At 39.4% G+C, this 26,246-nt stretch carries 24 protein-coding genes; 13 read left to right on the top strand and 11 right to left on the bottom strand.

Going from position 1 to position 26,246, the window contains the following annotated elements:
• Positions 1-4 precede the first annotated feature (4 nt).
• Positions 5-2,257, top strand: a complete 2,253-nt coding sequence (locus tag EMK97_RS02895; protein ID WP_130599278.1) for a xanthine dehydrogenase family protein molybdopterin-binding subunit — start codon at positions 5-7, stop codon at positions 2,255-2,257.
• 240 nt (positions 2,258-2,497) lie between these two features.
• Here EMK97_RS02895 and EMK97_RS02900 read toward each other — a convergent pair whose 3' ends face one another.
• The 3 genes from EMK97_RS02900 to EMK97_RS02910 form a co-directional block, all read right to left on the bottom strand.
• Positions 2,498-2,719: a TIGR02922 family protein gene (locus EMK97_RS02900; RefSeq protein WP_130599280.1), complete on the bottom strand. Its 222-nt coding sequence runs from the start codon at positions 2,717-2,719 to the stop codon at positions 2,498-2,500.
• A gap of 145 nt (positions 2,720-2,864) precedes the next feature.
• Positions 2,865-4,640, bottom strand: a complete 1,776-nt coding sequence (ggt, locus tag EMK97_RS02905) for a gamma-glutamyltransferase (RefSeq protein ID WP_130599282.1) — start codon at positions 4,638-4,640, stop codon at positions 2,865-2,867.
• 25 nt (positions 4,641-4,665) lie between these two features.
• On the bottom strand, positions 4,666-5,337 hold the full coding sequence (locus EMK97_RS02910; protein WP_130599284.1) for a tRNA-uridine aminocarboxypropyltransferase: 672 nt from the start codon (positions 5,335-5,337) through the stop codon (positions 4,666-4,668).
• An 80-nt stretch (positions 5,338-5,417) separates the two neighbouring features.
• Between EMK97_RS02910 and rrtA the strand changes: the two genes are divergently transcribed.
• Complete coding sequence (gene rrtA / locus EMK97_RS02915; RefSeq protein WP_130599286.1) at positions 5,418-6,032, top strand: rhombosortase; 615 nt, start codon at positions 5,418-5,420, stop codon at positions 6,030-6,032.
• A gap of 30 nt (positions 6,033-6,062) precedes the next feature.
• Here rrtA and EMK97_RS02920 read toward each other — a convergent pair whose 3' ends face one another.
• On the bottom strand, positions 6,063-8,540 hold the full coding sequence (locus EMK97_RS02920; RefSeq protein ID WP_130599288.1) for a S9 family peptidase: 2,478 nt from the start codon (positions 8,538-8,540) through the stop codon (positions 6,063-6,065).
• A 209-nt stretch (positions 8,541-8,749) separates the two neighbouring features.
• Between EMK97_RS02920 and EMK97_RS02925 the strand changes: the two genes are divergently transcribed.
• Positions 8,750-9,298: a YchJ family protein gene (locus EMK97_RS02925; RefSeq protein ID WP_130599290.1), complete on the top strand. Its 549-nt coding sequence runs from the start codon at positions 8,750-8,752 to the stop codon at positions 9,296-9,298.
• 16 nt (positions 9,299-9,314) lie between these two features.
• Here the strand turns inward: EMK97_RS02925 and EMK97_RS02930 are convergent, their stop codons facing one another.
• The 3 genes from EMK97_RS02930 to EMK97_RS02940 all read right to left on the bottom strand — a co-directional run bounded on the left by EMK97_RS02930 (position 9,315) and on the right by EMK97_RS02940 (position 12,011).
• Positions 9,315-9,875 carry a VC2046/SO_2500 family protein gene (locus tag EMK97_RS02930; protein ID WP_246028864.1) on the bottom strand — a complete coding sequence of 187 codons (561 nt, stop codon included), beginning with the start codon at positions 9,873-9,875 and terminating at the stop codon, positions 9,315-9,317.
• Between the two features lie 114 nt (positions 9,876-9,989).
• Positions 9,990-11,285 carry an ATP-binding protein gene (locus EMK97_RS02935; protein WP_130599292.1) on the bottom strand — a complete coding sequence of 432 codons (1,296 nt, stop codon included), beginning with the start codon at positions 11,283-11,285 and terminating at the stop codon, positions 9,990-9,992.
• 9 nt (positions 11,286-11,294) lie between these two features.
• Entirely contained in the window at positions 11,295-12,011 is a 717-nt protein-coding gene (locus tag EMK97_RS02940; RefSeq protein ID WP_130599294.1) for a winged helix-turn-helix domain-containing protein, read from the bottom strand.
• A gap of 542 nt (positions 12,012-12,553) precedes the next feature.
• On the opposite strand from EMK97_RS02940, the gene xthA reads away from it, so the two are divergent.
• Entirely contained in the window at positions 12,554-13,360 is an 807-nt protein-coding gene (gene xthA, locus EMK97_RS02945; protein WP_130599296.1) for an exodeoxyribonuclease III, read from the top strand.
• A 1-nt stretch (position 13,361) separates the two neighbouring features.
• A complete protein-coding gene (gene rlmA / locus EMK97_RS02950) occupies positions 13,362-14,204 on the top strand; it encodes a 23S rRNA (guanine(745)-N(1))-methyltransferase (protein WP_130599298.1) in 843 nt (280 codons plus the stop codon).
• Here the strand turns inward: rlmA and yfbV are convergent.
• The 3 genes from yfbV to EMK97_RS02965 form a co-directional block, all read right to left on the bottom strand.
• On the bottom strand, positions 14,161-14,682 hold the full coding sequence (yfbV, locus tag EMK97_RS02955; RefSeq protein WP_130599300.1) for a terminus macrodomain insulation protein YfbV: 522 nt from the start codon (positions 14,680-14,682) through the stop codon (positions 14,161-14,163). The two genes, rlmA and yfbV, sit on opposite strands and share 44 nt — an antisense overlap.
• Before the next feature lie 83 nt (positions 14,683-14,765).
• Complete coding sequence (locus tag EMK97_RS02960; RefSeq protein WP_130599302.1) at positions 14,766-15,374, bottom strand: MSMEG_1061 family FMN-dependent PPOX-type flavoprotein; 609 nt, start codon at positions 15,372-15,374, stop codon at positions 14,766-14,768.
• A gap of 47 nt (positions 15,375-15,421) precedes the next feature.
• The gene (locus EMK97_RS02965; protein WP_130599304.1) at positions 15,422-16,198 is read right to left on the bottom strand and encodes a class I SAM-dependent methyltransferase; all 777 of its coding nucleotides are present in this window, start codon (positions 16,196-16,198) and stop codon (positions 15,422-15,424) included.
• A 252-nt stretch (positions 16,199-16,450) separates the two neighbouring features.
• Between EMK97_RS02965 and EMK97_RS02970 the strand changes: the two genes are divergently transcribed.
• The 8 genes from EMK97_RS02970 to EMK97_RS03005 all read left to right on the top strand — a co-directional run bounded on the left by EMK97_RS02970 (position 16,451) and on the right by EMK97_RS03005 (position 24,739).
• Complete coding sequence (locus tag EMK97_RS02970) at positions 16,451-17,683, top strand: acetate kinase (protein WP_130599306.1); 1,233 nt, start codon at positions 16,451-16,453, stop codon at positions 17,681-17,683.
• A gap of 14 nt (positions 17,684-17,697) precedes the next feature.
• Positions 17,698-19,818 (top strand): phosphate acetyltransferase, encoded by a 2,121-nt coding sequence (pta, locus tag EMK97_RS02975; protein ID WP_130599308.1) that lies wholly within the window; start codon positions 17,698-17,700, stop codon positions 19,816-19,818.
• A 457-nt stretch (positions 19,819-20,275) separates the two neighbouring features.
• Positions 20,276-20,671, top strand: coding sequence for an ACT domain-containing protein (locus EMK97_RS02980; RefSeq protein ID WP_130599310.1), 396 nt, complete (start codon positions 20,276-20,278; stop codon positions 20,669-20,671).
• Between the two features lie 37 nt (positions 20,672-20,708).
• Positions 20,709-21,056, top strand: coding sequence for a Spx/MgsR family RNA polymerase-binding regulatory protein (locus tag EMK97_RS02985; RefSeq protein WP_130599312.1), 348 nt, complete (start codon positions 20,709-20,711; stop codon positions 21,054-21,056).
• A gap of 56 nt (positions 21,057-21,112) precedes the next feature.
• A complete protein-coding gene (gene dapE / locus EMK97_RS02990) occupies positions 21,113-22,324 on the top strand; it encodes a succinyl-diaminopimelate desuccinylase (protein ID WP_130599314.1) in 1,212 nt (403 codons plus the stop codon).
• On the top strand, positions 22,308-23,015 hold the full coding sequence (locus tag EMK97_RS02995) for a M15 family metallopeptidase (protein WP_130599316.1): 708 nt from the start codon (positions 22,308-22,310) through the stop codon (positions 23,013-23,015). Before dapE ends, EMK97_RS02995 begins: the two co-directional genes overlap by 17 nt.
• Before the next feature lie 29 nt (positions 23,016-23,044).
• On the top strand, positions 23,045-23,233 hold the full coding sequence (locus EMK97_RS03000) for a DUF2897 family protein (RefSeq protein WP_130599318.1): 189 nt from the start codon (positions 23,045-23,047) through the stop codon (positions 23,231-23,233).
• A 141-nt stretch (positions 23,234-23,374) separates the two neighbouring features.
• Positions 23,375-24,739, top strand: coding sequence for an IS1182 family transposase (locus EMK97_RS03005; RefSeq protein ID WP_130598330.1), 1,365 nt, complete (start codon positions 23,375-23,377; stop codon positions 24,737-24,739).
• 242 nt (positions 24,740-24,981) lie between these two features.
• On the opposite strand, the gene bamC is transcribed toward EMK97_RS03005, so the two are convergent.
• Positions 24,982-26,151, bottom strand: coding sequence for an outer membrane protein assembly factor BamC (bamC, locus tag EMK97_RS03010; protein ID WP_130599320.1), 1,170 nt, complete (start codon positions 26,149-26,151; stop codon positions 24,982-24,984).
• Positions 26,152-26,246 lie beyond the last annotated feature (95 nt).

The following is a 26,246-nucleotide window of genomic DNA, read 5'->3' on the forward strand; positions in this document are numbered from 1 at the left end:
GCTCATGCAAACCATAGAAAATGTAAGCAGACGCCGCTTTATCAAACTTGCTGGTGCTTCTGCCGGTATATTTACCTTAGGCATCAACCTGCCACTACAGGCTAACACAGCAAAATCATTAAGCAGCCATGAATTAAACTTTTTTGTCAGCATTAATAATCAAGGCAAGGTTGATATTATTTGCCACCGCAGTGAAATGGGTCAAGGTATTCGTACCAGTGTGCCACAAATTATCGCAGATGAGCTGGAAGCTAACTGGGATATGGTCTCAGTAGTTCAAGCTAAAGCCGATGCAAAGTATGGCTCACAAGGAACTGCTGGCTCAGCATCGATTAGAAGTCACTTTAATACCATTAGACAAATGGGCGCTATTGCAAGAGATATGCTTGAACAAGCAGCTGCGAATATATGGCAAGTTAACAAATCAGACGTTAAAGCCGAAAACCATTTTGTTATTCATAAAAGTACTCAGCAAAAGATTGCCTTTGGTGAACTAGCAAAACATGCCGCTAAGTTAACACCACCAGATAAAAACACAGTTACCTTAAAACATCATAGTGACTTTTCTTTAATAGGTAAAAACGTTAAACAAACTGACTTAGCCGACATAGTACAAGGCAAGGCGCAATACGCACAAGATATTCAACGACCAAACATGTTAATTGCGGTAATAACGCGCCCGCCAGTTGTTGGTGCTAAAGTAAAATCCTTCGATGCAACACAAGCGTTAAAAGTAAAAGGTGTGGTGGATGTAATTTCGCTTAAACCTCGCAGCATTCCTTTAGGGGTTAACCCGCTTTCAGGCGTTGCAGTATTAGCAAACAACACTTGGGCAGCTTTGCAAGGTAAAAAGCAGCTAATTATAGAGTGGGACTACCAAGGTGTTGAACAAAGTCAAAAACACGATAGTGAAAAATTTACCGCGCAATTAAAAGCACAGGTAAACAGCAAAGGGGAACAAATTGCCTATCAAGGTGATGTCTATCAGCACAAGTTTAATGAAAACAACACGGTTGAAGCCACATATTCCGTGCCTTACCTACATCATGCTCCTATGGAAACACCTGCTGCTACCGCAGAAGTTCATGGTGATAAATGTACCGTTTGGGCTGGCACGCAAAACCCTCAATGGGCGCAAGGTCTCGTTGCCCAAGAGTTGGGGCTAACCCGAGAGCAAAGTGCCAACATTGAGCTTAATGTCACTTTAATGGGCGGTGCTTTTGGTCGTAAATCTAAAGGTGACTTTATTATTGAAGCGGTGGAATTAGCTAAAGCAAGCAAAAGGCCTGTTAAAGTAATTTGGAGCAGAGAAGATGATATCAGGCACGGTTTTTATCACTCAAGCTCTGCAAATTACTTTAAAGCAGAAGTCGATAACAATGGACAAGTGGATTACCTTATCGCGAGGAATGCCTACCCGCCCATTGGCTGGCTATGGAACCCAGATGCTAAAGAGCCAAGTGACTCGCAATTATCATTAGGCTTTGCTGATATGCCTTTTGCCCTAAAACATTTAAGTATCGAAAAACATAAAGTTGATTCTTTTGTTAGACCGGGCTGGCTTCGCTCTGTTGCCTGTATCAACAATGGCTTTGCCTTAGGGTCATTTGTCGATGAATTAGCCGTTAAAGCGAATATATCAACACAATCTATGTGGCTTAACTTGCTCGGTAAAGATCGCCATATCAAAGCAGATGAAAATCACTTTAACTACACGAATTACGATTTAGATATTAAAGAGCACCCTATTGATACCAAACGTATGAAAGATCTAATCAACCTCGTTTGTACAAAAGCAAATACCAATGCGGATTTACCTAAAAACCACGGATGGGGTATTAGCTTTTTACGTAGCTTTGGCTCTTTTGTTGCTGCGGCAAGTAAAGTGTCTGTTATTGATAACAAGGTAACTGTCTTAGAAATGCATACTGCTGTAGATTGTGGCATCGCAGTAACGCCAGATAGAGTGAAAGCACAAATGGAAGGTGCCATGATATTTGGCTTATCAATTGCGCTTATGGGAGAGATCTCCGTAAAAGATGGTAGCGTTGTGCAAAGTAATTTTCATGATTACCCAGTAACACGTATTTCGCAAGCACCTGAAATGCATGTGCACATAGTTGAATCTAGTGCGCCTCCTGGTGGTATTGGTGAACCAGGTGTGCCACCGATAGCGCCAAGTATTACCAATGCCATTTACCATGCCTGTAATACCAGAATAAGAGACTTACCGGTTAATAAGGTCTTTGAAGTTTAATAACAAAAACACTAAGGCATGTTCAGGTGCGATTAAAGCTATCAGAGCTTTTAATCGCGCCTAATACCAATTGACTAATACCAATTGACTAATACTAATTGAAATAAGCTTTAGCGCTTTAGCCATCTCAGAGCTGAGAGAACAAATCATTTTTTTACTTACTATATATACAGTGAATCGTTAGCTAATCTAAGGAGCATTAAACAAAGCAGTGCCACAGCGTTATCAAAAACTATGAATTTACTCATCAATATCGACTGCTATGACGCGATCACCAACTTTATTTAAGATCACAATTTCACCTAAGCAAACTGCAACTATCGACTTACCATCCTTAAAGTCTTGAGGAATTATCACCCTACCACTTTCGCTTTTTGGGTACGTCTTAACTTCATGCTGCAATTCTATGCAATTTTCATTGTAATAAATAATGGTAACAGTTGTTAGATTATCACTGCCCATTTCCCCTCCAAAAGGAACAAGTCACTGGTTACTTATGAACTATTGACCTAAAAGCTCTTTTTGTCGAGTTAATTTTAAAATTTATAGGCAAATAAACAAGTTATCTTCATATTTTATGATTAAGCTCAAAGAATCTAGCTAATTATCAACGGCTTAAAACCAAACCTTCTCGACGAGGATCCGCACCACCAATAAGGCCTGATTTAGTCAATTCTATCGCATGTAAACCACTATTAAGTGGCCTAACTTGCACAGGGTGACCTTTCGCTTCTAGAGCTGGCTTTAACTGAGCTATCTCTTTACCTAATTCTAACGTGGTCACTTTATTTCGATTAGTTACTTTAGGTAAATTAATCGCCGTTTGCACATCAAGCTGCCAGTCCAACACGGCAACAATAGTATGAGCAACATAATTGATGATTCGGCTACCACCAGGTGAGCCGACCACTAATTTTAATGAGCCATCTGGATTAAACACCATCATAGGTGCCATCGAGCTACGTGGTCTTTTCAGCCCTTCTACTGAGTTCGCAACGAGTTTGCCATTTTCTCGCGGCGCCAGTGAAAAGTCAGTTAATTGATTATTTAAAATAAAGCCCTCAACCATTAAAGCAGAGCCAAAGCCATTTTCAATACTGCTGGTCATAGAAACGGCATTACCTTGTTTATCAACAATAGATAAATGACTGGTTGATGGTTTTTCAATGGCAGAGTCTGTGCCAACAACTAAACTACCTGTAGGCTGCCCTGCTTCTGCCTTGCCCATGTCTATATCAGGGCGAATTAGTTGAGCACGTTTAGCTAAATACTCTGGTGCAATTAAACCTTCAGTGGGTACAGGAACAAAGTCAGCATCAGCAATATACTTGGCCCTATCAGCAAATGCGAGTCGAAAACTCTGTGTTAATAAATGAACGGCTTGTAGAGCATTCGGTTCAAATTTTGCCAAGTTAAAGCTTTGTAACTGCGCCAAAATTTGTATCACGCTAATACCACCTGAACTAGGTGGTGCCATGCCACAGACTTTATATAAATGATAACGGCCACATACCGCTTGTCGCTCTTTGGCTTGGTAGTTGCGCATATCGTCTAGTGTTAACAGACCAGGCGAAATCGGAGAGTTTTGCACTTCTGCCACAATGCGCTTTGCTAGCCAGCCTTGATAAAAAACCTCTATGCCATCAATGGCAATACTTTTAAGTGCTTTAGCAAGCTTAGGGTTCTTTAAGACATCGCCAGCTTTAACCATCTTACCGTTTGGGAAGAAATAACGGTTTATTTCTGGCAACTTATGCAAGCCAGGGTTAAAACCCATTGCCAGTAATTTTTCTAATCGAGGCGAAACAATAAAGCCATGCTCTGCCAGCTCAATCGCCGGTTTAAATAATGTCTGCCACGGTAATTTTCCAAATTGTTCATGTGCTTGTTTCAAGCTCGCCAATAACCCTGGAACACCAACAGAGCGACCACCAACAACGGCATCTCGCCAAGATAGTGGTTTACCATTTGCTTGTAAAAATAAATCACTCATTGCCGATTTAGGCGCTGTTTCTCTACCATCAAAGGTAGTTAATTTTTTCTCTCCATTATGCCAGTGCAACATAAATGCACCACCACCAATACCCGATGATTGTGGCTCAACTAAAGTCAGTACTAATTGCACGGCAATGGCGGCATCCACAGCACTACCACCAGCCTCTAACATGGCAAAACCTGCTTGGCTAGCATAAGGGTTAGCAGAAGCAACCATGTACTCTTTACCTAAAACAGCCTCTTTGGCGTAAAAACCTGTCGCCGCTTCTGGCTCTCTTACCTCTCGCTTCATTAAGGTTTGTTTTGGCGCCTCTGTTGCAAAGCTGAGCGAAGAAGCACCTAATAAGGGGACAAGTAAAGCAACTGATAACGGGATCATTTTGAACATGAATGAATATTCCTAAGGTATTATTTTAGTGATGACTTTTTATGTGCGCTTGTGGCCTAAAAGATAGTTGAAAGGCATTAAATTGGGCAAATTTATCCAACAATACCTGATATATACCAGCATTAATTTCATTATCAACTAGCTGGTTGCCCCCCTCGAGCATAGCTAATGCATAACAACAGGCTTCTAAACTAGATAAAGCATTCACTTTCGCTACCTTTCTAATAAGGTACTGACCTTGACTTGCTATTTTTTCAGGTAAACAGATATGGTCAATATCATGAAGCTTGCTTGATAGCATAAACATACGATAGGCCTTTTTCCATGTACCATCGAGTATTATTAAACATAATTGCCCTACATTATCGCCCGCTTTTACTTGGCTGAGCTTTTTATCTGCAAGCGTTTTGATATACGAATCATTTAATGTTTGTGCGTTGTCACTTGGGTACAGCAACAGGCAATGATAGTTAGCCAGTATCTGAAGTAGATCCGAATTGGCAGAAAAATCTTTACCAACAAGTACCTGACAGTTTTGTAAGGAGCGTGACAACAAGCTTACGGTACCCTTTGCCTGAGTTACTTCACTAGGGTGCTGTAAAACCACCACTTTTATTGCATTATTTACTGGCACAATATAATCACAAATACATGCTTTTTCAGGGCGTTGACATGCTTGGCAAAGAACTCGAGGCATAAAAATAAAACACTAAATAGAAAAAGTCATTGTATACTGTGGCGCGTGATTATAAATAATTATTTTATGAAAGAAACAATATGTTGTTCAACTTCTCGCGCTTTCCTATTGCCAAACAACACTCACTAATTGTCGTTTGTATCGCGCTTTTGGCGATATTAGCTCATTTTTTAACTGCAAATAGTCAAGATTATTTGGTTTACCAAAGAGAGCTGATTAGCCAAGGGCAATTATGGCGATTACTCAGTGGCCACTTTCTGCACACGAATGGCTACCACTTACTTCTAAACCTAGCAGCGTTAACTATGCTTTGGGCATTGCATGGGCACTTTTATAACCTGAAAAACTACACAAGTATTTTTATAGGTACCGCACTATTTTGTAGTCTTGCCTTGTATCAATTTAACCCAAATTTAATTCAGTATGTCGGCTTATCAGGTGTGCTTCACGGTATTTTTGTTTGGGGGGCAATCTTAGATATAAGCCATAAAGAAAAAACAGGTTACCTCCTCTTTATTGGTGTTTGCTTAAAAATAGCTTATGAGCAACTTTATGGTGCCAGTGCCGAGGTAATGAGCTTAATTAACGCTGATGTCGCAGTTGATGCGCACTTATGGGGAGCAGTAGGCGGCCTGTTATTTAGTCTTATCTATCTTAGCTATAGCAAAAAAAAACCTGTTACTCAGCAAAAGTAACAGGCTTTTTTTCACAAAGCTTTAAGCAAACTATAAGGTATTTTCAAACAGCTTATAAATACGGCGGTATTCATCTAACCACGAGCTTGGCTGAACAAAACCATGCGGCTCTACCGGGTAAATTGCTGTTTCAAAGTCTTGTTTTTCTAACTCGATTAAACGCTGTACAAGACGAACACTGTCTTCAAAGAAAACATTATCATCAACCATAGGCGCATTGATTAATAATGGTTTCTCTAAGCCTTCAGCAAAGTAAATCGGTGAGCTACGCTCATAGGCAATAGCATCATCTTCTGGGGTATTTAATATATTAGAGGTATAACCATGATTATAATAAGCCCAGTCAGATACAAGTCTCAACGCAGAGCCAGAAGCAAATAAGTCAGGCGCTGTAAACATAGACATTAAAGTTAAGAAACCGCCATAAGAGCCACCATAAGTACCAATGCGTTTAGGATCTACATTGGCATTTTCAATTATCCAATTAACACCATCTCGCATATCTTCAACTTCAACACTGCCCATGTGGCGGTAAATTGCGGTACGCCAATCTCGGCCATAACCTTTTGAAGCACGGTAATCCATATCAATGACAACATACCCTTGCTGCACTAACATGGAATGAAACATAAACTCTCTAAAGTAACCAGACCAACCCATATGGGAATTTTGTAAATAACCAGCACCATGGCTAAACATAACAGCTTTGTTTTTCTCGGCCGTTACATCATAATTTTTCGGCAGATAAACCTTTGAGTAAATAGGTTGTGCCTGATGACTTGATTTAATGGCTACAATATTGGGCGCTGTCCATGGCATAGCTAAAAACTGCTCAGATACGGTATAAGTAACACGCGTTGCAGCTTGATTAGTGTCTAGCGCTTTAACATAAAGCTCAGGTGGCATAGTCAAGGTTGAATGTTCAACAAGTAATTTAGACTCATCAGGGCTTAATTGATAGTTATTCATACCGCCCAAATCAGTTAAGGCAGTAAAATTCTTAGCTAAATCAACCTGATAAATTTCATAAATACCAGGATGCTTTTTATTGGCTTTAAAAATAAACTTATCTTGATGTTTACTTACGGTAATATCACTTACTTCAAAATTACCAGACGTTAATTGTCTGGCTTTACCATTTAACGGCTTATGATAAAGGTGTGAATAGCCGCTTTCTTCAGAAAGATAATAAAGACTATTTTTGCCGTCTTTGCTTAACCAACCAAATTCATTGAAGCTCCAGTTGATCCAAGCATCATCGTGCAATTTATGCTGAGTTGTTAAACTTGCATCAGCAAAGTCAACACTGGTAAGCCAACGGGTTTTATTATCCCAAGCCTCTAGCATCAAGGCTACCTGCGTACCGTCGGCTGACCATTTTATTGGTTGGCGCATACTCAATACATGAATATTGCGAGGCTTCTTCTTGCTTTGATATTTTTTACCAAGGCGAGCGTAGTTTTCCTTTTTAACATCCGCTAGCACATCATCATCAAAGCCAGATAAAGTATCGTAACTTAGTGGCACTTTACTTGAGTTAACTAAATCAAGGACATACAAAGACTCATTGTACTTTCGGTTGTCAGCGACACGTGCTCTAACCTTTTCTGCGGCAATATTACCATCACTAGTAATGTAATTAGGCATAATATCGGTTTTTGCTCGGCTAGGTTTGTTGTCAGTTATACTGACAATTAATTTAGTGCCATTAGGCGATAACACAGCATGGCGAACACGTTTGTCTTTACCTAAATAAAAACGACTATCAGCAACCGTATCATTTTCCCTTTGCAAATTTTCTACTTGCTGGACATTAAGCTGATTATTTCTCTGCTGTAAAGCAATATAATCAATGAGTTTATGCTGCTCTTTTGCTAAATAACTTTCAGGTTGTTTTACCGCTGGCTTTTTATCTGCCAATACTAAGGTTGCCAGCTCGATAACCTGCCCGTTTAACAAATTATGTTGATAAAAACTATTACCGACACGATAGGCAATATCACCATTGGTTAAAAACATGGCTTGGCTTGCTTTCGTTGATGTTCTGGTAACTTGCTTTACCACTTGGCTGCGTAAATCTTTTAGATAAACATTGCCCTTAAAGATATATATTTCATGAGTACCCGCACTATTTACTTGGGCATTTTTATCATCATATTGATGTTGCTTAGCCAGTGAAACGAGTTGACCATTGTCTTTCGATGCTTGCTGCGCTGGCGTTAATTGATATAGATCTCTAAGTGGGTTACCTAGCTGTTTTTGGCGATAAAAAATAGTTTTACTATCATCGCCCCAATACCAAGACTCTGGCGCACGACCAAACCAATCAGGGTCGGCCATAATTTGTTTGAGTGTTATAACATTTTGCTGATCTTGAAGGCTAGTAGCTGAAGCAGCTAGGCTTACCTGCTGCGCCGGCTCAACTGAACTCGCTTTGGCGGTTATGGATTGGCTACTACAGGCTGATAATGACAAGGTTAAAGCGGCAGCAATGAGTTTATATTTCATAAATTACATCTTATTTCTAGAGCTAGGTTAGCAGGCAACTGAATACACTGGCACCAAGAAAAGTGCCCTGACAAACAGTTATCTGTACGGTCAATGGTATAACCATAGAGATTAATAGAAAAAAGTTCAATTGTGTAAATGAAAGCGACAAATCGCCAATTATTTACGGTAAACTAGCAAGCTTTTATTTACCTTGAAGGTTTTGTTTTATGTTTTGTCCTTGTGGCTCTAATCTTCACAGTAACCAATGCTGTGAACGATTTATAAATCTTGCTGCCAACAAGAGGGTGATATTACCAACAACCGCTGAGCAATTAATGCGCTCTCGCTATTGCGCCTATAGCTTAAACAATGCTGAATACATTTATCAAACCTATGCCAAGGCAAGTCAAAAGCAGCAATCTATTGCAGATATAGAAGAATGGGCTCAGCAATGTAAATGGGTAAAACTCACCGTATATAGCCAAACTAATTCCACCGGTAATGAATGCACCGATGACTATGATTATGTTGAGTTTTCAGCTTTTTATATACAGCAAGATACCTTATATGAGATGCGAGAAAAGTCTCGTTTTATTCAAGAGTTAAATGATGATAATCAACTTGCATGGCGCTATTTAGATGGTGACATCATCAAACATCAAGCATTAACTCAGATTAAGCGTAATGATCCCTGCCCCTGTTACCAACTGAATGACAATAATGGTCAGCAAAAAAGTAAAAAGATTAAAAAATATAAGCATTGCTGTGGCCGTTAAGCAGCACAGCTAATATCTATGCGACAAGCGGCGCTTTAACTAAGCTTTGCTGTACAGCATTAAGCCAAAGCTTAGCATTAAAACTTAACGTTTGATTCATCACCGTTTTGCTCTGCCCTTGCTTATGCTTAGCTTGACAATGAACACTGGTATTGGTCATCACTTGAGTATCAATATGCTTAGCATCATTCCTAAAACTTATTGCTTTAGGATTAAGGTGATTTTGTAAGCGCAATGTCTCCAAATCATTGGCTTGTACCAGCTGGGCTTGGTTAAATGATGAAATATCATCCATTGTTTCTAAGCTAATAGGAGCAGCTTTTGCCAGTTCAAGTTGTGCTCGTAGCGCTTGTTCTGTATTTGAGGGGGAATTGATTTGTTGACTACTAGGTAGAATAAATTGGCTTTGCTCACGCACATCATCGGCAAGCATAGCTAACATCAAGGCAAAATCGGCTCGTCTGGTTTGATGTACACACTCATTTAACTGCTCACCAAGCTGCAACTCATGCAACAAAGGCACTTGCTTGGTATTAAGCTCTGCTGGTGATAAATTAGTGGATGTTTTTACTGACAAGAACAACTCTTCTTTACAAATAACTACCTGTAAAAAAGCTATCGGCTAAACTTAGAAAAAGTTTAGCCGATTTTTTACTTTTATTTACTGTTTTCCTTACTATGTTTTGCTTAGCTAATCTGCTTTTTGTTCTTTAATTGGTAATGTTAGGGTAAACGCTGCCCCACCTAGCTCACTATCACCAATACTTGCTTGACCTTTATGCCACTCCATTATCCGAGCAACGATAGCCAGCCCTAGGCCAAAACCACCTGTTTCACGATTTCTGGATTGATCACCACGTGAGAAAGCATCGAAAATAACGCTTTTAAACTCATCAGGCACACCGTCACCATTGTCTTCCACGCAAATACTACACTGATCATGCTCTTGTGAAATGGTAACCCGTACTTGGCCATTACCATATTTAATGGCATTACTGATAAAGTTATTAACCGCTCTATCAATAAAGTGTCCATCACAACACACCATAAGCTGCGGTGCATGATTTACTAACTCAATTGAGCTGGCAAACTGATCATGGCTGGCAATTTGTGTTTTAACTAACTCATTAATATCTGTACCAACAAAATTTAGCTCTGGCTTATCATTATCAAAAGCGGCATAAATCAACATTTCATTAATCAGTTCTTCAAGCTCTCTGATATCATGACCAATTTGCTGCTGGTATTTATCACGCTTTTCTTCATCTTTAACGCTAGCGAGCATTTGCAAAGCAAACTTTGTCCGAGCAAGCGGCGTTCTCAGTTCATGTGATACCGCATTGGTTAACTCTTTATGGGCATCAATCAAGCGTTTAATGCGTGCTGCCATCATATTAAACGAAGCTATCATAGGTGCTATCATAGTAGACTTCGCCGCAGGTGCTTTTGAAGTAAAGTCTCCCTGACCAAATTCCTTGGTGGCTTTTTTAAGCAACTCCAAATCACGTGACATTGGCCACAGCCAAATAAAGATAATGACGCCAAAGGTTGCTAAAATAAGCACTCTATATATCGCTTTTACTCGAGGCCTAGTTGGCATTTTAGCTGGACCTAAGGTGATGACAAAATCAGTATCTTCAATCAAATAATCCAACACCACCATAGATTCATAATAATAAATATGAACATTATTATTAATTAACTCCCTATGATGGCTATGATCAATTGCTTCAACTTCTGCAATAGTCATCAACTTCAAAGGCAATTCAAAACGCCGTGCTGCGCCATTGATAATATCTTCCCATTCATGCTCAGGGTGTTTTTTTACATAATCTCCCAAAGCGAACAACATGGTTTTATAGCCAGTATAGGACTCTATATCTTGTTCTAGATAAGAATTCCACACTTCATCAAGTGCCCAAGAGAACACGATGAAGGTGGAAATAATGAAAAAATACAGGTTAAAAAAGGAACGTCCTAATTTCATTATTTGACCTTAATTCCACGCATCAGGTACAAAAAGGTAACCTTGACCCCAAATCGTTTTGATTCTAAATGGTGTCTCAGTACTGTCATGCAGCTTTTTACGTAAGCGAGAAATTCGCACATCAACACTTCTATCTAAACCGTCATATTCGCGACCTATTACCGCTTTGTAGATATAATCACGGTTTTGTACTTCGCCCGCCTTACTTGCTAATAACCATAACAAGTCAAACTCTTGACTGGTTAAATCAATATTTTCATCTTGCAAGGTTACCTTACGTGAAGCGCGGTTAATGTATAAGCCGCCACAGGTAATTTCACCTTTTTCTTCGCTTTGGTTAGGTAACTGACCACGACGTAATAACGCGGTAATTCTTGCTAATAAAACTCTTGGCTCTACCGGTTTAATAACATAATCATCAGCGCCAATTTCTAAACCTAGCACCTGATCAAAATCCGTACTTTTTGCCGTTAACATTAAAATTGGCCCGCTAAAATCAGGGCGTAAATCGCGACACACGGCAAAACCATCTTTACCAGGTAACATAATATCTAACACGATTAAATCTGGGTTAAATAGCTTGACTCTTTTCGCTACGGTATCGCCGCGAAACTCTTGCTTTACATGAAAACCTTCACTGGTAAGGAAGTCTGTAACTAAATCTGACAATTGATGATCATCTTCGACTAACAATATTTTTTTTACTGATGAATTACTATCCGCCATCTTCACTTTCCTTTTTATTAAGCTAGTTACTATATCTGGTAACTTTGACAATGAAATTATACCAATTGAAATAATGCTTTAGTCATCTCAGAGCTATGTCAGAGGTGAGAGAACAAGAAAGATATTGTGACAATATAGTTATTCTACATTGAGCAAATCTGCCGCAGTTATCTTGCCTCTGACAAGCTCCCAAAGGGCGAGTTTAAAAGGCTTATATGCAGCGTTACTGAACTCAACAAGGGAATAACCATTCTTTTCATTCAGCGCCTTGCCTCTAAGCCTTTTAATTCTCGCTGAGAGAGCAAATCATTTTTTCACTTGGTATTACTTATTGATGGTTAGCTTAAACAAGTTAGACCTGTTAAACAATATCTGCTACTTGCTGTTACGATAAAATTACAATATTTAACAGAGGCTTTGCTCAAATTAACAACTAGATTGCGATTAACACTGAGTTTGACCAAAAAAAACTTGCGAGTGCCAATAGAAACACGCAAGATCAGCCTTTATCAATTATTCTGCAAAATGTGATTAGGATTGCTATGAAAATCATCTCGTTTAACATTAATGGCTTGCGCGCAAGATTACATCAATTACAAGCCATTATAGACAAACATCAGCCAGATATTATTGGCTTACAAGAAATAAAAGTTCACGATGAAGCATTCCCATTAGATGCAGTTGAAGCTATGGGCTATCACGTTTATTTTCATGGCCAAAAAGCTCATTACGGCGTTGCCATGCTATGTAAAAAAGCCGCGTTGAGTGTACAAAAAGGCTTTCCAACTGACACCGATGAAGCTCAGCGCCGCATGATTATGGTTACCACAGAAAATAATCATGGTGAAAAAGTTACGGTATTAAATGGCTACTTCCCTCAAGGGGATAACATAGCTCATGAAACCAAGTTTCCGTATAAACGACAATTCTATAAAGATTTGATGACTTACCTTAACGAGCATCATAACCCAGATGAAAACATTGTCATTATGGGAGATATTAATATTTCGCCTATTGATTTAGATATTGGTATAGGTGAGCCCAACAGAAAACGCTGGTTGAAAACAGGTAAATGCAGTTTCCAACCTGAAGAAAGACAATGGCTAGCAAGGTTAATGGATTGGGGTTTAAAAGATACCTTTAGGGAATTACATCCAGAACGTGCCGAGCGTTATTCGTGGTTTGATTATCGCTCAAGAGGCTTTGATGATAATCGCGGTCTACGCATTGATGTTGTCTTAGCCACAGAAAAGCTGGCTAAGCAATGTATCGACGCTGACATTGATTATGAACTGAGAGGCATTGAAAAACCGTCTGATCATGCCCCTATTTGGTCAACATTTAAATAATATGACAGTACTTACATCACAGCCAAGCGCACACCCAAGCGAGCAGCCAAAATACCGCTGCCCACTTTGCCAACATCCATTACAGCTTAGCGATAAAACATACCGTTGCAGTAACAACCACTGCTTTGATCAAGCCAAACAAGGTTATGTTAATTTATTACCGGTACAATTTAAGCATTCAAAAGCACCGGGCGATAATAAAGCCATGGTGCAAGCAAGGCGTGCTTTTTTAGATCAAGGCCACTATCAACCCTTAATAGATAAAATGCTAGCCTTATATCAAGAGTATGCTGATCTGGCTGGTGAAGTGTTTGATGCTGGCTGTGGTGAAGGCTTTTATACCCATCAACATAAAACTGCTGTCAATACAGTATACGGGGTTGATATTGCCAAAGAAGCAATAAAAATTGCCGCTAAGCGCTATCAAAACTGCCACTTCAGTGTCGCTACCCTCGCAGATTTACCTTTTGCCAATGAGCAATTTGCATGGATTACCAGTGTCTATGCGCCAATTTTAGAAGAGGAATTCACTAGAATACTCAATAACAATGGTTACTTATTAACGGTTACGCCAGGTGAGAAACATTTATTTGAGCTAAAAGAGTTGATTTACCAACAAGCAAAAGCACACGATGAAAGTAAGCAGCCGATTGAAAAGTTAAAAATGCTAGCTGAGCATAAAGTAAATTACGCCATGTGCTTTGCTAACAGTGACGATGCCATTAACCTTTTAGCAATGACCCCCTTTGCCTTTAAAGCAAGTCAAGCTGTGATAGATAAATTAAAATCAACGACATCTTTTACCTGTCACGCTGATTTTGTATTGAGGCTGTATAAAAAGTAATTTGTAATAACTTGGCTAAATCAATATAACGAGGTTTATATACGGCAAGCTTACTAATTGACTCTAGCGCTTGCCTGTTAAACTTTTGCTCGCCATCGGTTTGCCCTTGCTGCTTAGCTTTTTCAATACCACTTCGATACCAAGAAGCCAAGGATGGGGGTAATAATTTATCAGCTTTAACACCTGAGATAACTAACGCCTGAATAGGCATAGTTAATAAGAATAAACCATAAAATAATGCTTGCGGCAGTGCCGCTAACGCAGCTTCAACACTACCCTGACCCATAACTAAGCCAGAAGCGATATACAGCTGCATGATCACAGTAAATATAGCTAAAGCGGGAAAGTACTTGCACACAAAACGACTTGCCTGCACTGCCTTATAGTCAGCAAAGTAATGGGCTAACTCTGGCTTTTCAGGCCACAACTTTAAGTACTTCTGCCCTAACTTGATTAGTTCTATAACACTCATTTTCATATTGGTACTATAGCAGCAATTCCACTATTTCTACAGTTTGATCTGTTATTGCTGATAACATTAACTAATACTTATTATCATGATTACAAATCGTTTTGATAACGAGCAAGCATCTGCTGCTGGCTTTCTACTGGCTCTTCGAGTGCTAATTGCGCTTTTAAGATCTGCCCCATAGTGGGAAAGTCACTGCGTATAATTTGACTATCTTTATGCCATAACCTCGCACGCATTAACGCTTTAGCACAATGTAAAAAGACCTCTTCAACTTGCACCTCAATACAAGCTTTAGGCGGATTCTTTAACTCAGAAAATAAAGTAAGATGAGTCTCATCTACTGAAATCCTTGCCGAGCCATTAATTCTCAGTGTTTCATCAACACCTGCAATTAAAAACAGACAGCCAATACGCCCGCTGCGTAAAATATTAACTAAGCTGTCGAGGCGGTTGTTACCTTTGGCTTCAGGAATAATAAAGCAGTTATCATTAATCACCTTTACAAACCCTTGTTCACCACCTCGCGGCGAGCAGTCAACACGTCCGTGACTATCAAAGGTTGATATAGTCATAAAAGCAGACAAATGAATAAAATTTATACTGTGCTGCTCCAATTGCGTTAAACACTTTGCTTGCGCACGGCCTTTCGCAAAACCAAAGACTTCTCTTAATTTCTGCTCTGACGTTATGTAAGTCACATATACTCCTTTATTAATCACGAAAATTTATTTAACCTAAATTCGGGTTATTTAGTAACTTTTCGCCCTTTAATCGCATAAATTAACGGCACAAGTTGCCCCTGCTCTTTGCGACAATAACCTTTATCGGTTACATACTGCAAATGCTCAAAACACTCATATGGGCTATATGGAAACTCATTCACTTCTTCAATACTAATACCCGCTTTAATTAAGGCTGATAACACCTCGGCTAATGAATGTGGCCAAGTCACCATGGTAGATTTTTCATCACCACAATTTTCGGTGTAAGTGGTTTCTTCTTCAATATCAGGTTCAGGACTTGGAAAGTAAGAATAGCCAGATAACAAATCATTTACCGGGTGAAACTCTATCAAATGTAGCTCGCCCCCCTCTTTTAATGCCTTAGCAATACCGCTTGCCCATAAGGTAAGATCTGGCAGCCAACACAAAACACCATAAGAGGTATAAACCAAATCATAAGTCTTGCTATTCTTTTCAGCAAAGCTATAAACGTCATCATTAATAAAGTTTGCCCTGACATTTATTTTTTTAGCTAACGCTTTGGCACTATCAATTGCTTGGCTAGATAAATCAACACCCGTCACCTTGGCTCCTAACCTTGCCCAAGACAAACTATCTAAGCCAAAGTGACATTGTAAATGTAATAACGCTTTGTTTTTAACGTCACCAAGTTGCGCTAATTCAATGGGGTTTAACGATGACTTCCCCTTAACAAAAGCGTCAACGTCATAAAACTTAGAATCCAAGTGAATTTTTGTGTTTTTATCCCAAGACTTTTTATTAATATCTAAATAATCCACTGTTTATCATTCTCCTAACAACTACGTCATTGCCTGAGTTTATTAACACTCACGGCCAGCAACTAATATTGAGCTATTACAACTGAACAGCACCCAAAGTGCCAAATTTAATTGTGTCAAAATTTATAAAAACTTGTCCGCTTAGTTTAATTTTATTGTATTGCATCAAGATTTATTTCAAAGTTAGTCGTTATAATATTTATCATTACCAATGATAAATATTAATTTAATAACGCAAACAAAAGCCTAAATATGAACTCTACACTCAAACCTAAGCAAGCAGATAATGACGCAATTTTAGTCATTAATTGCGGTAGCTCTTCCGTTAAATTTTCCTTAATACAACCTGCAACTGGCAATACCCTGTTATCAGGGCTAGCAGAATGTCTATTAACTGACGATGCTCGTATTAAAATAAAAATAGCGGAAAATAAAGACGTGATTGCTTTAGCATCACCTTTTGATCACCAAGTCGCCTTAGACGCCCTTGTTACCACATTAAAACAGCAAAACTTAACAGATGATATTATAGCGGTTGGTCATCGCGTGGTTCATGGCGGTGAATATTATGCTGAGCCAACTTTAATTGATGAAAATGTAGAGCAAACAATCAAACAATTATCACAGCTTGCTCCTTTACATAATCCAGCTAACCTTATTGGCATTAAAGCATGTCAAAATGCTTTTGCTAGCCTGCCACAAATCGCTATTTTTGATACAGCATTCCATCAAACTATGCCAGAGAAAGCTTACTTGTATGGTTTACCCTATCACTTATATAAAGAGCATGGCATTCGTCGCTATGGCTTTCACGGCACCAGCCATTATTTTGTTGCTAATCAAGCAGCACAACAATTAAACAAACCGCTGGCAGACTGTAACCTCATTAGCGCCCATTTAGGCAATGGCTGTAGTGTTACTGTGATTAAAAACGGTAAAAGCGTTGATACAAGTTTAGGTATGACGCCGGTTGAAGGCGTGATGATGGGCACACGCAGTGGTGATGTTGATGCCGGTATTCTCATTCACCTTATTGAGCGCTTAGGTTATAGCAGCGAACAATTAGATAAATTAATCAACAAAGAAAGTGGTTTACTCGGCTTATCGCAACTAAGTAACGATTGTCGAACACTTGAGCAAGCCATGCTAGAGGATAACAATGCCCAAGCCAAACTCGCACTAGAAGTATTTTGTTATCGCATCGCTAAAAGCATTGCTTCCTTTAGTGCCAGCCTTACTGACTTAGATGGCCTTATTTTTACTGGCGGCATTGGCGAAAACTCTGATTGGGTGCGAAATGAAGTGGTTAAGCAGCTTAGTTTATTAAACTTTGCGCTGTGCCCAGAGAAAAATCAAGCAACGCGATTTGGCAAATCAGGCAATATTGCCGCTAATTCAGCTCGCAACTGTTGGGTAATAGCCACCAATGAAGAATGGGTGATTGCCGAGCAATCAAATGCACTATTACAGCAGTTAGCAAGGTAACTAAGGATTAAATTATGTCACATAGAATCATGCTCATCCCGGTGGGCTCAGGCGTAGGCCTTACAAGTGTTTCATTAGGCTTATTGCATGCTTGTGAGCAAAACGGTATTAAGGTTGGTCACTTTAAACCTATTAGTCAGCCATCAAGAAATACCTTAGCTAAGAAAAATAAAACCGTTGAAGCTATCAGCCTATCGCAAAACAGTACCAGTGTTTCTCTTAGCTATGTTGAAGAAAAAATGGGTGACGGTCTTCATGATGTCGTACTTGAAGAAATTGTTGCCAATTTTGATGACTTTAATCAAGAGCAAGATGTTGTCATCATTGAAGGTCTGGTTCCAACAACAAGGCAACCCTATGCTGGACGTATCAATCGTGATGTTGCTCAAGCCCTGTGTGCAGATATTGTTTTAGTAGCAAGCCCAGGTAACGACAGTGCAGAAGAGTTTGAAGATCGTATCGAAGTCAGCGCAGAAACCTATGGGGGTATCAAAAATAAGCACTTAATAGGTTGCATTATCAATAAACTCAATAGCCCAGATCAAGATGAATTTGGCCTGCTTCCTCGCGAAGAAGACATTGAAAATGACTTTAATCTAGCGCCATGGCAAAACCTTACCATATTTAAAGGCCGAGATTTTGACTTGCTCGGCACAGTCACTTGGGAGTTAGATTTAATGGCTCCGCGCGTTATTGATATTTGTAACTATTTAGAAGCAAAAGTGATCAACGCCGGTGATATGCAACACAGACGCTTTAGAAGCGTTGCTTTTTGTGCCCGCAGTGTCAGTAACCTAGTCAGTTATTTAGTACCCGGTCGCCTGATTGTAACGCCGGGCGATAGAACAGATATCATTATTGCCACCTGTTTATCTGCCCTTAACGGTACTAAATTAGGCGCGCTTATATTAACCAATGGTTATGAGCCATCAGAGCAAGTATGGGATTTATGTAAGCAAGCACTTGATGCAGGCTTACCTGTCTTATCAGTACCATGGGATACATGGCAAACATCAAGACACATTATGAGCTTTAACCCTGAAATTCCACAAGATGACATACAACGTCACGAAAAGGTCAAGCAACACGTTGCCGATAACTTAAATAGCGAATGGTTAAGTAAACTTACCGCGGCAAGTGATAACACCAGCTTATTATCACCGCCAGCATTTAGACACAAGTTAACCGAGCTTGCTCGACAAGCCAATAAACTTATTGTCTTACCTGAGGGTACTGATATTCGTACCATTAAAGCGGCTGCAATTTGTTGTGAGCGTAATATCGCCCGTTGTCAGTTAATTGGTAACAAAGAAGAGATCTTGCAAATAGCTGAGCATCAAGGTATTTATTTACCCGATAACTTACTGATAACCGACCCTGATAACATTCGAGAAAACTATATCGGCCCTATGGTCGAATTAAGAAAAGACAAAGGTTTAACCGAAGTAATCGCCCAAGAAAGCCTACAAGATAACGTCGTGTTAGCCACTATGATGTTACAACTTGGGCAAGTTGATGGCTTAGTTTCTGGTGCGGTAAATACGACAGCAAATACCATAAGACCTGCATTGCAGCTTATTAAAACAGCACCGAATAGCTCCCTTGTCTCCTCAATCTTTTTTATGTTGTTGCCAGATCAAGTACTTGTCTATGGTGACTGCGCCATTAACCCAGAGCCAAATGCTGAACAACTTGCCGATATTGCCATTCAATCAGCTGATTCTGCAGCCTCTTTTGGCATTGAGCCAAGAGTGGCCATGATAAGTTACAGTACGGGTAGCTCAGGTCACGGCGCAGATGTAGAAAAGGTTGCTAAAGCGACAGCGCTGGCAAAGAAAAAGCGTCCCGATCTTATCATTGACGGTCCGCTACAATATGATGCAGCGATTATGGAAAACGTTGCCAAGAAAAAAGCACCTAATAGCCCTGTTGCTGGTAAAGCTACAGTATTTGTCTTCCCAGATCTTAATACCGGCAATACCACTTATAAAGCGGTTCAACGTTCAGCAGACCTTGTTAGTATTGGCCCTATGTTACAAGGTATGAATAAACCGGTGAACGATCTTTCTCGCGGCGCCTTAGTCGATGATATCGTCTATACGATCGCGTTAACAGCAATTCAAGCAAAACAGTAAAATCACATAAACAAGGCTTTTTTAGCGAATTTAACCTTAAATAACCGCTAAAAAAGCCTATTTCCACATACTTTTCATTTCTAAGCATCTTTTTTAAAACTTTATTAAAAGAATGTATAAACCTTAACACCTATCAAAAAATGTACTAACAACTATTTCTTTATAAAACAATAAACTATAAAACACCCCAATGAATACTCACAAAGATATCCACAGGTTTTGTGGATACTTGAATAAAAGTAAAGATCCTTAGTAACGGCAAATCAATTCAATTAAAACTAGATATTATTGCAATAAGCTAGAAATATAATTAAAACACCACGTTTTTCTCACAATTCAAAGTCAGTAAAGTATTTAAATACCGAATAAATTGTCCATTACGCTAGTGTTAGCTGGTGAAAATGCTATATTATGAAGAAAATCCCCTAAAGTTTCGAAGTCAAGGATGTAAAATAAAATGGCTCAGTTAACACTTAGACTAATTGATGAAAAGTTTGCCATTCATAGCTTGGCTAAAAACACTGAAATCCCATCACAGGTTTTTCAAGCTTATATTTATTTTATCGCTAAGACATTTGATGAAATATCAATTGTTTTACCGCAAGAGGTTAAATTAAATAGCGATGATGTTGAGCCAGACTGGCAAGCATTAGAAGTAGTTGGGCCTCTTGATTTCACATTAACGGGTATTTTATCCAATATTTCCACGGTACTCGCTAATGAAAAAATAAGCATCTTTGCTATGTCAACCTTCGATACCGACTACATTTTGGTAAAACAAGATAAAATCAATGCGGCAGTTGAAGCCCTGCGTGCAAATCAATATCAAGTGTTATTACCTAAATCGAACTAGCTAATCGTCAAATTACCTAATATTTTTAAGGATTATTATGATCACAATTTACGGCATTAATAACTGTGACACAGTAAAAAAAGCACTCAAGTGGCTACAAAAAAATGAGGTAAACTATCAGTTTTATGATTTTAAAAAGCAACCTCTTACAACTGAACTACTGCAAGCTTTTGTCAAGCAAAGCGATTGGTCGCAACTTTTAAACAAGCGCAGTACCAGCTTTCGTAACTTACCTGACGACGTTAAAAATAACTTAACTGATGAAGTGATGTTTTCTTCAGTATTATCACAGCCAACTTTATTAAAAAGACCGCTATTACAGCTAGATGAACAACTGGTTCTCGGCTTTAAAGCAGAGCAATACCAACAACTTTTTAGTCACTAACCTAAACCTACTTTAATAACAGCCAAGCAAGTAAACCACTCAACAAAAGGTCAAAAGTGAAAACATCCGAGCAACAAGAATACCACAACAGTGACGTGTTAAATTTAGCTAAAGCGCTCATTGCAAGACCATCAGTTACCCCTGAAGATGCAGGCTGTCAGCAATTGATAGCAGAACGATTAGCTAAACTTGGCTTTAGCAACGAAACCATGGTATTTGAAGATACAACCAACTTATGGTCACGCAGAAACAGTGCTTCACAAGCTAACCTCAACGATCGTGTGTTTTGTTTTGCCGGTCATACCGATGTAGTACCACCAGGTAACCTTGAGCTTTGGAATACGCCACCATTTGAGCCAACTATTATTGATGGCATGCTATATGGGCGTGGCAGTGCTGATATGAAAGGCAGCTTAGCAGCAATGATTGTTGCGACAGAGCGATTTGTTAGTGACTTTCCAGATCATAAAGGCGCTATTAGCTACCTTATTACCAGTGATGAAGAAGGCCCCTTTATTAATGGCACTACCCGCGTTATCGATACGTTAGAAGCGCGAAATGAAAAAATTACTTATTGTATCGTTGGTGAGCCATCAAGTAGCGAACGCGTTGGTGATGTCATTAAAAATGGTCGTCGAGGCTCAATTTCTGCAGAAATTGACTTTAAAGGTAAGCAAGGTCACGTAGCCTATCCAGAGCATGTTAAAAATCCAATTCATTTAGCCATGCCAGCACTTACTGAGCTTAGCCAGTTGCACTGGGATCATGGTAATGATTACTTTCCGGCTACAAGCTTTCAACTGTCAAATATCAATGCAGGTACAGGCGCTACTAATGTTGTGCCCGGCCATTTAACTGCGCTATTTAATTTGCGCTATAGCACTGAATTAACCGATCAGCTCATTGTCGATCAAGTTGAGCATATATTAGCTAAACACCAATTAGATTATGATATTAAATGGACATTTAACGGTAAGCCATTTGTTACTGAAATGTCTGATGATGCCTCTTGTTTCCTTGCCAACGCAACTAAGGCTGTTGAACAAATCACCGGGGTAGCGCCGCAATTATCCACCTCAGGTGGCACATCAGATGGTCGATTTATTGCGCCAACTGGCGCACAAGTTATCGAGCTTGGTCCATGTAATGCTACCATTCACCAAATAAACGAGTCTGTATCGTGCCGCGATTTAGAACAACTTGTTGATATTTATTACGCTTGTTTAAAGAATATTCTTGTTGATGATGAAAATGACCAATGTAACTAATGTAGCTATCTCAGGTGATATTCAATCACAGCTCTTAGGGCAAACAACCGAGCATTTGCATTATTTAACCGACACCCTAGCAATACATAAAGAAATGCTTAATGCCTATCAAGCATTATCTGATGCAGCTAAGCGCGATGGTCTATCAATAAAAATTGCCAGCGGCTATCGCTCTTTTGAACGCCAACTGCACATTTGGAATAATAAGTTTTTAGCTAAAACGCCTATACTTGATAAACACAATAAAGCCGTTGATACCGCAAAATTAACGCCTTATCAGATTGTGCAAGCCATTATGCTCTATTCTGCCCTACCCGGTGCTAGTAGGCATCATTGGGGCTGTGACATTGATGTCTACGCTGATAACCTACTGGATAACAATTACCAATTAAAATTGGAGCCTTGGGAGTATCAAGAACAAGGTCCGCTAGCCCCCTTGTCATCCTGGCTGCAAGTTAATGCAAACAGCCATGGCTTCTACTTTCCTTATGATAGTTATCGAGGCGGTGTTGCCGCAGAGCCTTGGCATATTTCTTTTATGCCGCTAGCTAAGCAGTACCAACAACATATTAGCCTAACTCAGCTATGTGCTAGCCTTGAAGATAGCAACATTGCCGGTAAAGAGGTTATAATCGACAATATCGAAGACATAGCCAACAAATATATATTTAACGTAAACACTGTTATATAAATTCGGATTAAAGAGATAGGTAGGTATAAGTGAACAATTGGTTAGCGGTATTAATAATTGTTATTGCGCTGGTGATTATCATTGGCAATTTCAGTACCTTTAAAAAATCTTCAAAGCAAAAAATGCGCAAACGTAGCCTAAATGACTTACAAGAAACCTTGCCCAGAAGTCATAAAAAGTCTCATCAAATGCCAACGGTAAATAAAAAGAAACTTTAAAAATCACCGCTATATAAAAACAATTTATAAAGCGAAAAAAAACTCCGCAATTGCGGAGTTTTTTCAGACTGATGACAAAGTCCTAGACAGTAGTCTAGGACTTTGATCTAATAAAAACATGGAAAATTACAAAAATTAACCATGTTAAGAGAACCTTCCCCGCAACAACATGAACTCGAAATGGTCACGCTAGACCAGTTAGTTCCAGCCAACCATCTAGTTCGTAAACTCGATAAGTATATTGACTTTGAGTTTATTCGAGATGAAGTCAAAGACTTATATTGCACTGATAATGGTCGTCCTCCGGTGGAGCCAGTCCAGCTATTTAAAATTATGCTACTTGGGTACTTATTTGGTATTAAAAGTGAGCGCCAAATCATCAAAGACATCGAAGTAAATGTCGCGTATCGATGGTTTCTCCGCATGGGGCTTACCGAGAAAGTTATCGATGCCTCAACACTTAGTCAAAATCGTATTCGTCGTTTCAATGGCACAGATGTATTTGAACGTATATTTAATCACATCGTCCAACAAGCCATTAAACATGGTCTAGTTGGGGGCAAAGCCTTATTCACCGACAGCACACACTTAAAAGCAAACGCCAATAAACGAAAGTTCACCAACAAGCTCAAACCCGTCTCAACCAGTGCCTATATTAAGCAAATCAACAAAGCTGTGGAGGCAGACCGTAAAGCGGCTGGAAAAAAGCCACTCAAGGATAAAGGCTATTGTGAGATAAAGCGGAATAAGGTAAGTAAAACCGATAGTGATAGCGGTTATATGCACCGAGATGAAAAGCCAAAAGGTTTTTTCTACCTAGACCACAGAACCGTAGATAACGACTATAACATTATTGTAGATACGCATATTACGCCAGGTAATGTCCACGATTCTCAACCATACATTGCTCGCCTTGATGCCATTGAAAATCGCTTTGCACTATCCCCTGAATTTGTTGGTATTGATGCAGGCTACTTCACAGCGCCCGTCTGTTTTAATCTGGAACAACGTAACATCCAAGGGGTGTTTGGTTACCGTCGTCCTTCACGAACGAAGAATGCCATTAAGAAAAAGCACTTCAAATACGACGAGAAAGCAGATACGTATACCTGCCCGCAAGAGCAAACGTTAATCTACTCGACCACCAGTCGAGAGGGTTACCGAGAATATCATTCTGACCCCAAGGTATGCGTTAATTGCCCTCAATTAAAAGATTGCACTAAGAGTAAAAGTCATAAGAAAGTGATAACACGCCACGTAATGGCTGCGAGTCAAGATCGGGCTAATGAATTTCGCTTAACAAGCCTTGGTAAATACCTTTACAAACGACGATGCGAAACCGTTGAAAGAAGTTTTGCTGATGCAAAGCAACACCATGGTCACAGGTATGCAAGATACCGAGGTAAGCATAATGTTCAAATGCAAGCATATATGGCTGCGGCAGCACAAAATATGAAGAAGATAGCAATGACGCTATCAAATATTCCCCAAATAATGGCAATCTAAAAAGGATAACCCTTTAAAAGCTCAATTCGAGACATTAACACGCCAAATAGGGAAGATAAGCCCCAAACAAGTCCAGAAAAACCAAATAAAATAGAAAAGACGTGGCTAGAAAAATATCGAGATCGCAGCCTACGGCTGCTCATAAAAGACAAACCCCGAACAGAATGACGGGGTTTGTCAGTAATCTGAAAAAACTCCGCAATTGCGGAGTTTTTTATTAGGGTGTGTTGACCTTAGGGATTTTAAAAGACATCCCTAAATGACAAACCTGCCTCAATCACTGGGAATATACGTTCTAAGGTTTCAAACGGTAGCGGCTCACCATCAGCATTATAAATAGTGACCGCTGTTTGTTGTCCCTTATCGTCAATTGGTGCAAGTACGAATTGATATTTAGCATCGCTAACATCAATAACAGGTGCGTCCTCTCCCCAAATTACATCCCAAACACTGGTTTCAGGCTTAACAAAATCAACAAAATAGATTTTCTTTTCTTCATTTAAGTCGGTAATAGTAAAACCGTGCTTCTCAAAGAATACCGGCATATTTTCCCAGAGCTTATCAGGGTTCATTTCAACAATATAAGCCTGCTCAGCTTCAGGGTTTTGCCCGATAGAAACTAATTTTTGGTTAGCACGCATTAAGCGATCTTCACGCTGCTGTACGCGGTAATTGTAATCAACTAATGAAACAATAGAGTTTAACATGGCTTTTTCAGCACGTTGTTGATCGATTGGATCCATCACTTTACTGCCACCACGATTATCGGTTTTCAAAAAGTCAGCTAAAGTCACTGTTAATGAAACACTGCGACCATGTGGCTTAGCCACTAATTGATAACGAAAACGTAAACTAGTGGCTGACTCTACTTCGGTAAATAACCAACCAGACTCAACTTCATCATGATACCAATCAGACTCAATTATTGATGTACGTACACCTTCGCGGGCAATAGAGGTTTCTTTTAAACTGGTTGCACCTTCAAGTACTTTACTTAAGGTGACTTCAACATCTTCTTCAACCTTGCTATGAGTTACATTATCTTGTAATAGTTTTTGCAAAACCACCATTTCGATATAATCTAATAAGTCTTTATCTTCCAGCACTTTATCAAACCAAATGGTCGAAATGCTCGATTCTTCAACAACTCGAGATGATGCCGCAATGGGTAAAACTAACGATGGCGCGCGAATATCCATATTCTCACCAACTGGGCCTAAATGGTTTACTTTATCGGTTACATAATATTCATTACGCTGTGCTGGTTTGTCTAACCCTTCAGGGATAACTAATGGCTTAGGCTCAGCCCTATTTGCGTAATCAAAATCTCCATTGGCTTGCTTGGTATTCATTGAACTACACGCTGTTAGCGATAAAGATAACAATGATAAAAAGAATACTCGACGACTCATTAAAACTCCTACGGATGAAACCTTGGTTGCATGCCGTTTCATGATAAATTTACTATTAGACTTGGTATAAACCATATTTGCGCTCCATGGTACTT

It is taken from the genome of Litorilituus sediminis (genome assembly GCF_004295665.1).
Taxonomy (GTDB): domain Bacteria; phylum Pseudomonadota; class Gammaproteobacteria; order Enterobacterales; family Alteromonadaceae; genus Colwellia; species Colwellia sediminis.

What these genes read in the sequence shown, in the direction of transcription:
- EMK97_RS02895 (WP_130599278.1), top strand. Translation starts at nt 5, where the DNA reads ATGCAAACCATAGAAAATGTAAGCAGACGCCGCTTTATCAAACTTGCT.
- EMK97_RS02900 (WP_130599280.1), bottom strand. Translation starts at nt 2,719, where the DNA reads ATGGGCAGTGATAATCTAACAACTGTTACCATTATTTATTACAATGAA.
- ggt (WP_130599282.1), bottom strand. Translation starts at nt 4,640, where the DNA reads ATGTTCAAAATGATCCCGTTATCAGTTGCTTTACTTGTCCCCTTATTA.
- EMK97_RS02910 (WP_130599284.1), bottom strand. Translation starts at nt 5,337, where the DNA reads ATGCCTCGAGTTCTTTGCCAAGCATGTCAACGCCCTGAAAAAGCATGT.
- rrtA (WP_130599286.1), top strand. Translation starts at nt 5,418, where the DNA reads ATGTTGTTCAACTTCTCGCGCTTTCCTATTGCCAAACAACACTCACTA.
- EMK97_RS02920 (WP_130599288.1), bottom strand. Translation starts at nt 8,540, where the DNA reads ATGAAATATAAACTCATTGCTGCCGCTTTAACCTTGTCATTATCAGCC.
- EMK97_RS02925 (WP_130599290.1), top strand. Translation starts at nt 8,750, where the DNA reads ATGTTTTGTCCTTGTGGCTCTAATCTTCACAGTAACCAATGCTGTGAA.
- EMK97_RS02935 (WP_130599292.1), bottom strand. Translation starts at nt 11,285, where the DNA reads ATGAAATTAGGACGTTCCTTTTTTAACCTGTATTTTTTCATTATTTCC.
- EMK97_RS02940 (WP_130599294.1), bottom strand. Translation starts at nt 12,011, where the DNA reads ATGGCGGATAGTAATTCATCAGTAAAAAAAATATTGTTAGTCGAAGAT.
- xthA (WP_130599296.1), top strand. Translation starts at nt 12,554, where the DNA reads ATGAAAATCATCTCGTTTAACATTAATGGCTTGCGCGCAAGATTACAT.
- rlmA (WP_130599298.1), top strand. Translation starts at nt 13,362, where the DNA reads ATGACAGTACTTACATCACAGCCAAGCGCACACCCAAGCGAGCAGCCA.
- yfbV (WP_130599300.1), bottom strand. Translation starts at nt 14,682, where the DNA reads ATGAAAATGAGTGTTATAGAACTAATCAAGTTAGGGCAGAAGTACTTA.
- EMK97_RS02970 (WP_130599306.1), top strand. Translation starts at nt 16,451, where the DNA reads ATGAACTCTACACTCAAACCTAAGCAAGCAGATAATGACGCAATTTTA.
- pta (WP_130599308.1), top strand. Translation starts at nt 17,698, where the DNA reads ATGTCACATAGAATCATGCTCATCCCGGTGGGCTCAGGCGTAGGCCTT.
- EMK97_RS02980 (WP_130599310.1), top strand. Translation starts at nt 20,276, where the DNA reads ATGGCTCAGTTAACACTTAGACTAATTGATGAAAAGTTTGCCATTCAT.
- EMK97_RS02985 (WP_130599312.1), top strand. Translation starts at nt 20,709, where the DNA reads ATGATCACAATTTACGGCATTAATAACTGTGACACAGTAAAAAAAGCA.
- EMK97_RS02995 (WP_130599316.1), top strand. Translation starts at nt 22,308, where the DNA reads ATGACCAATGTAACTAATGTAGCTATCTCAGGTGATATTCAATCACAG.
- EMK97_RS03005 (WP_130598330.1), top strand. Translation starts at nt 23,375, where the DNA reads ATGTTAAGAGAACCTTCCCCGCAACAACATGAACTCGAAATGGTCACG.
- bamC (WP_130599320.1), bottom strand. Translation starts at nt 26,151, where the DNA reads ATGAGTCGTCGAGTATTCTTTTTATCATTGTTATCTTTATCGCTAACA.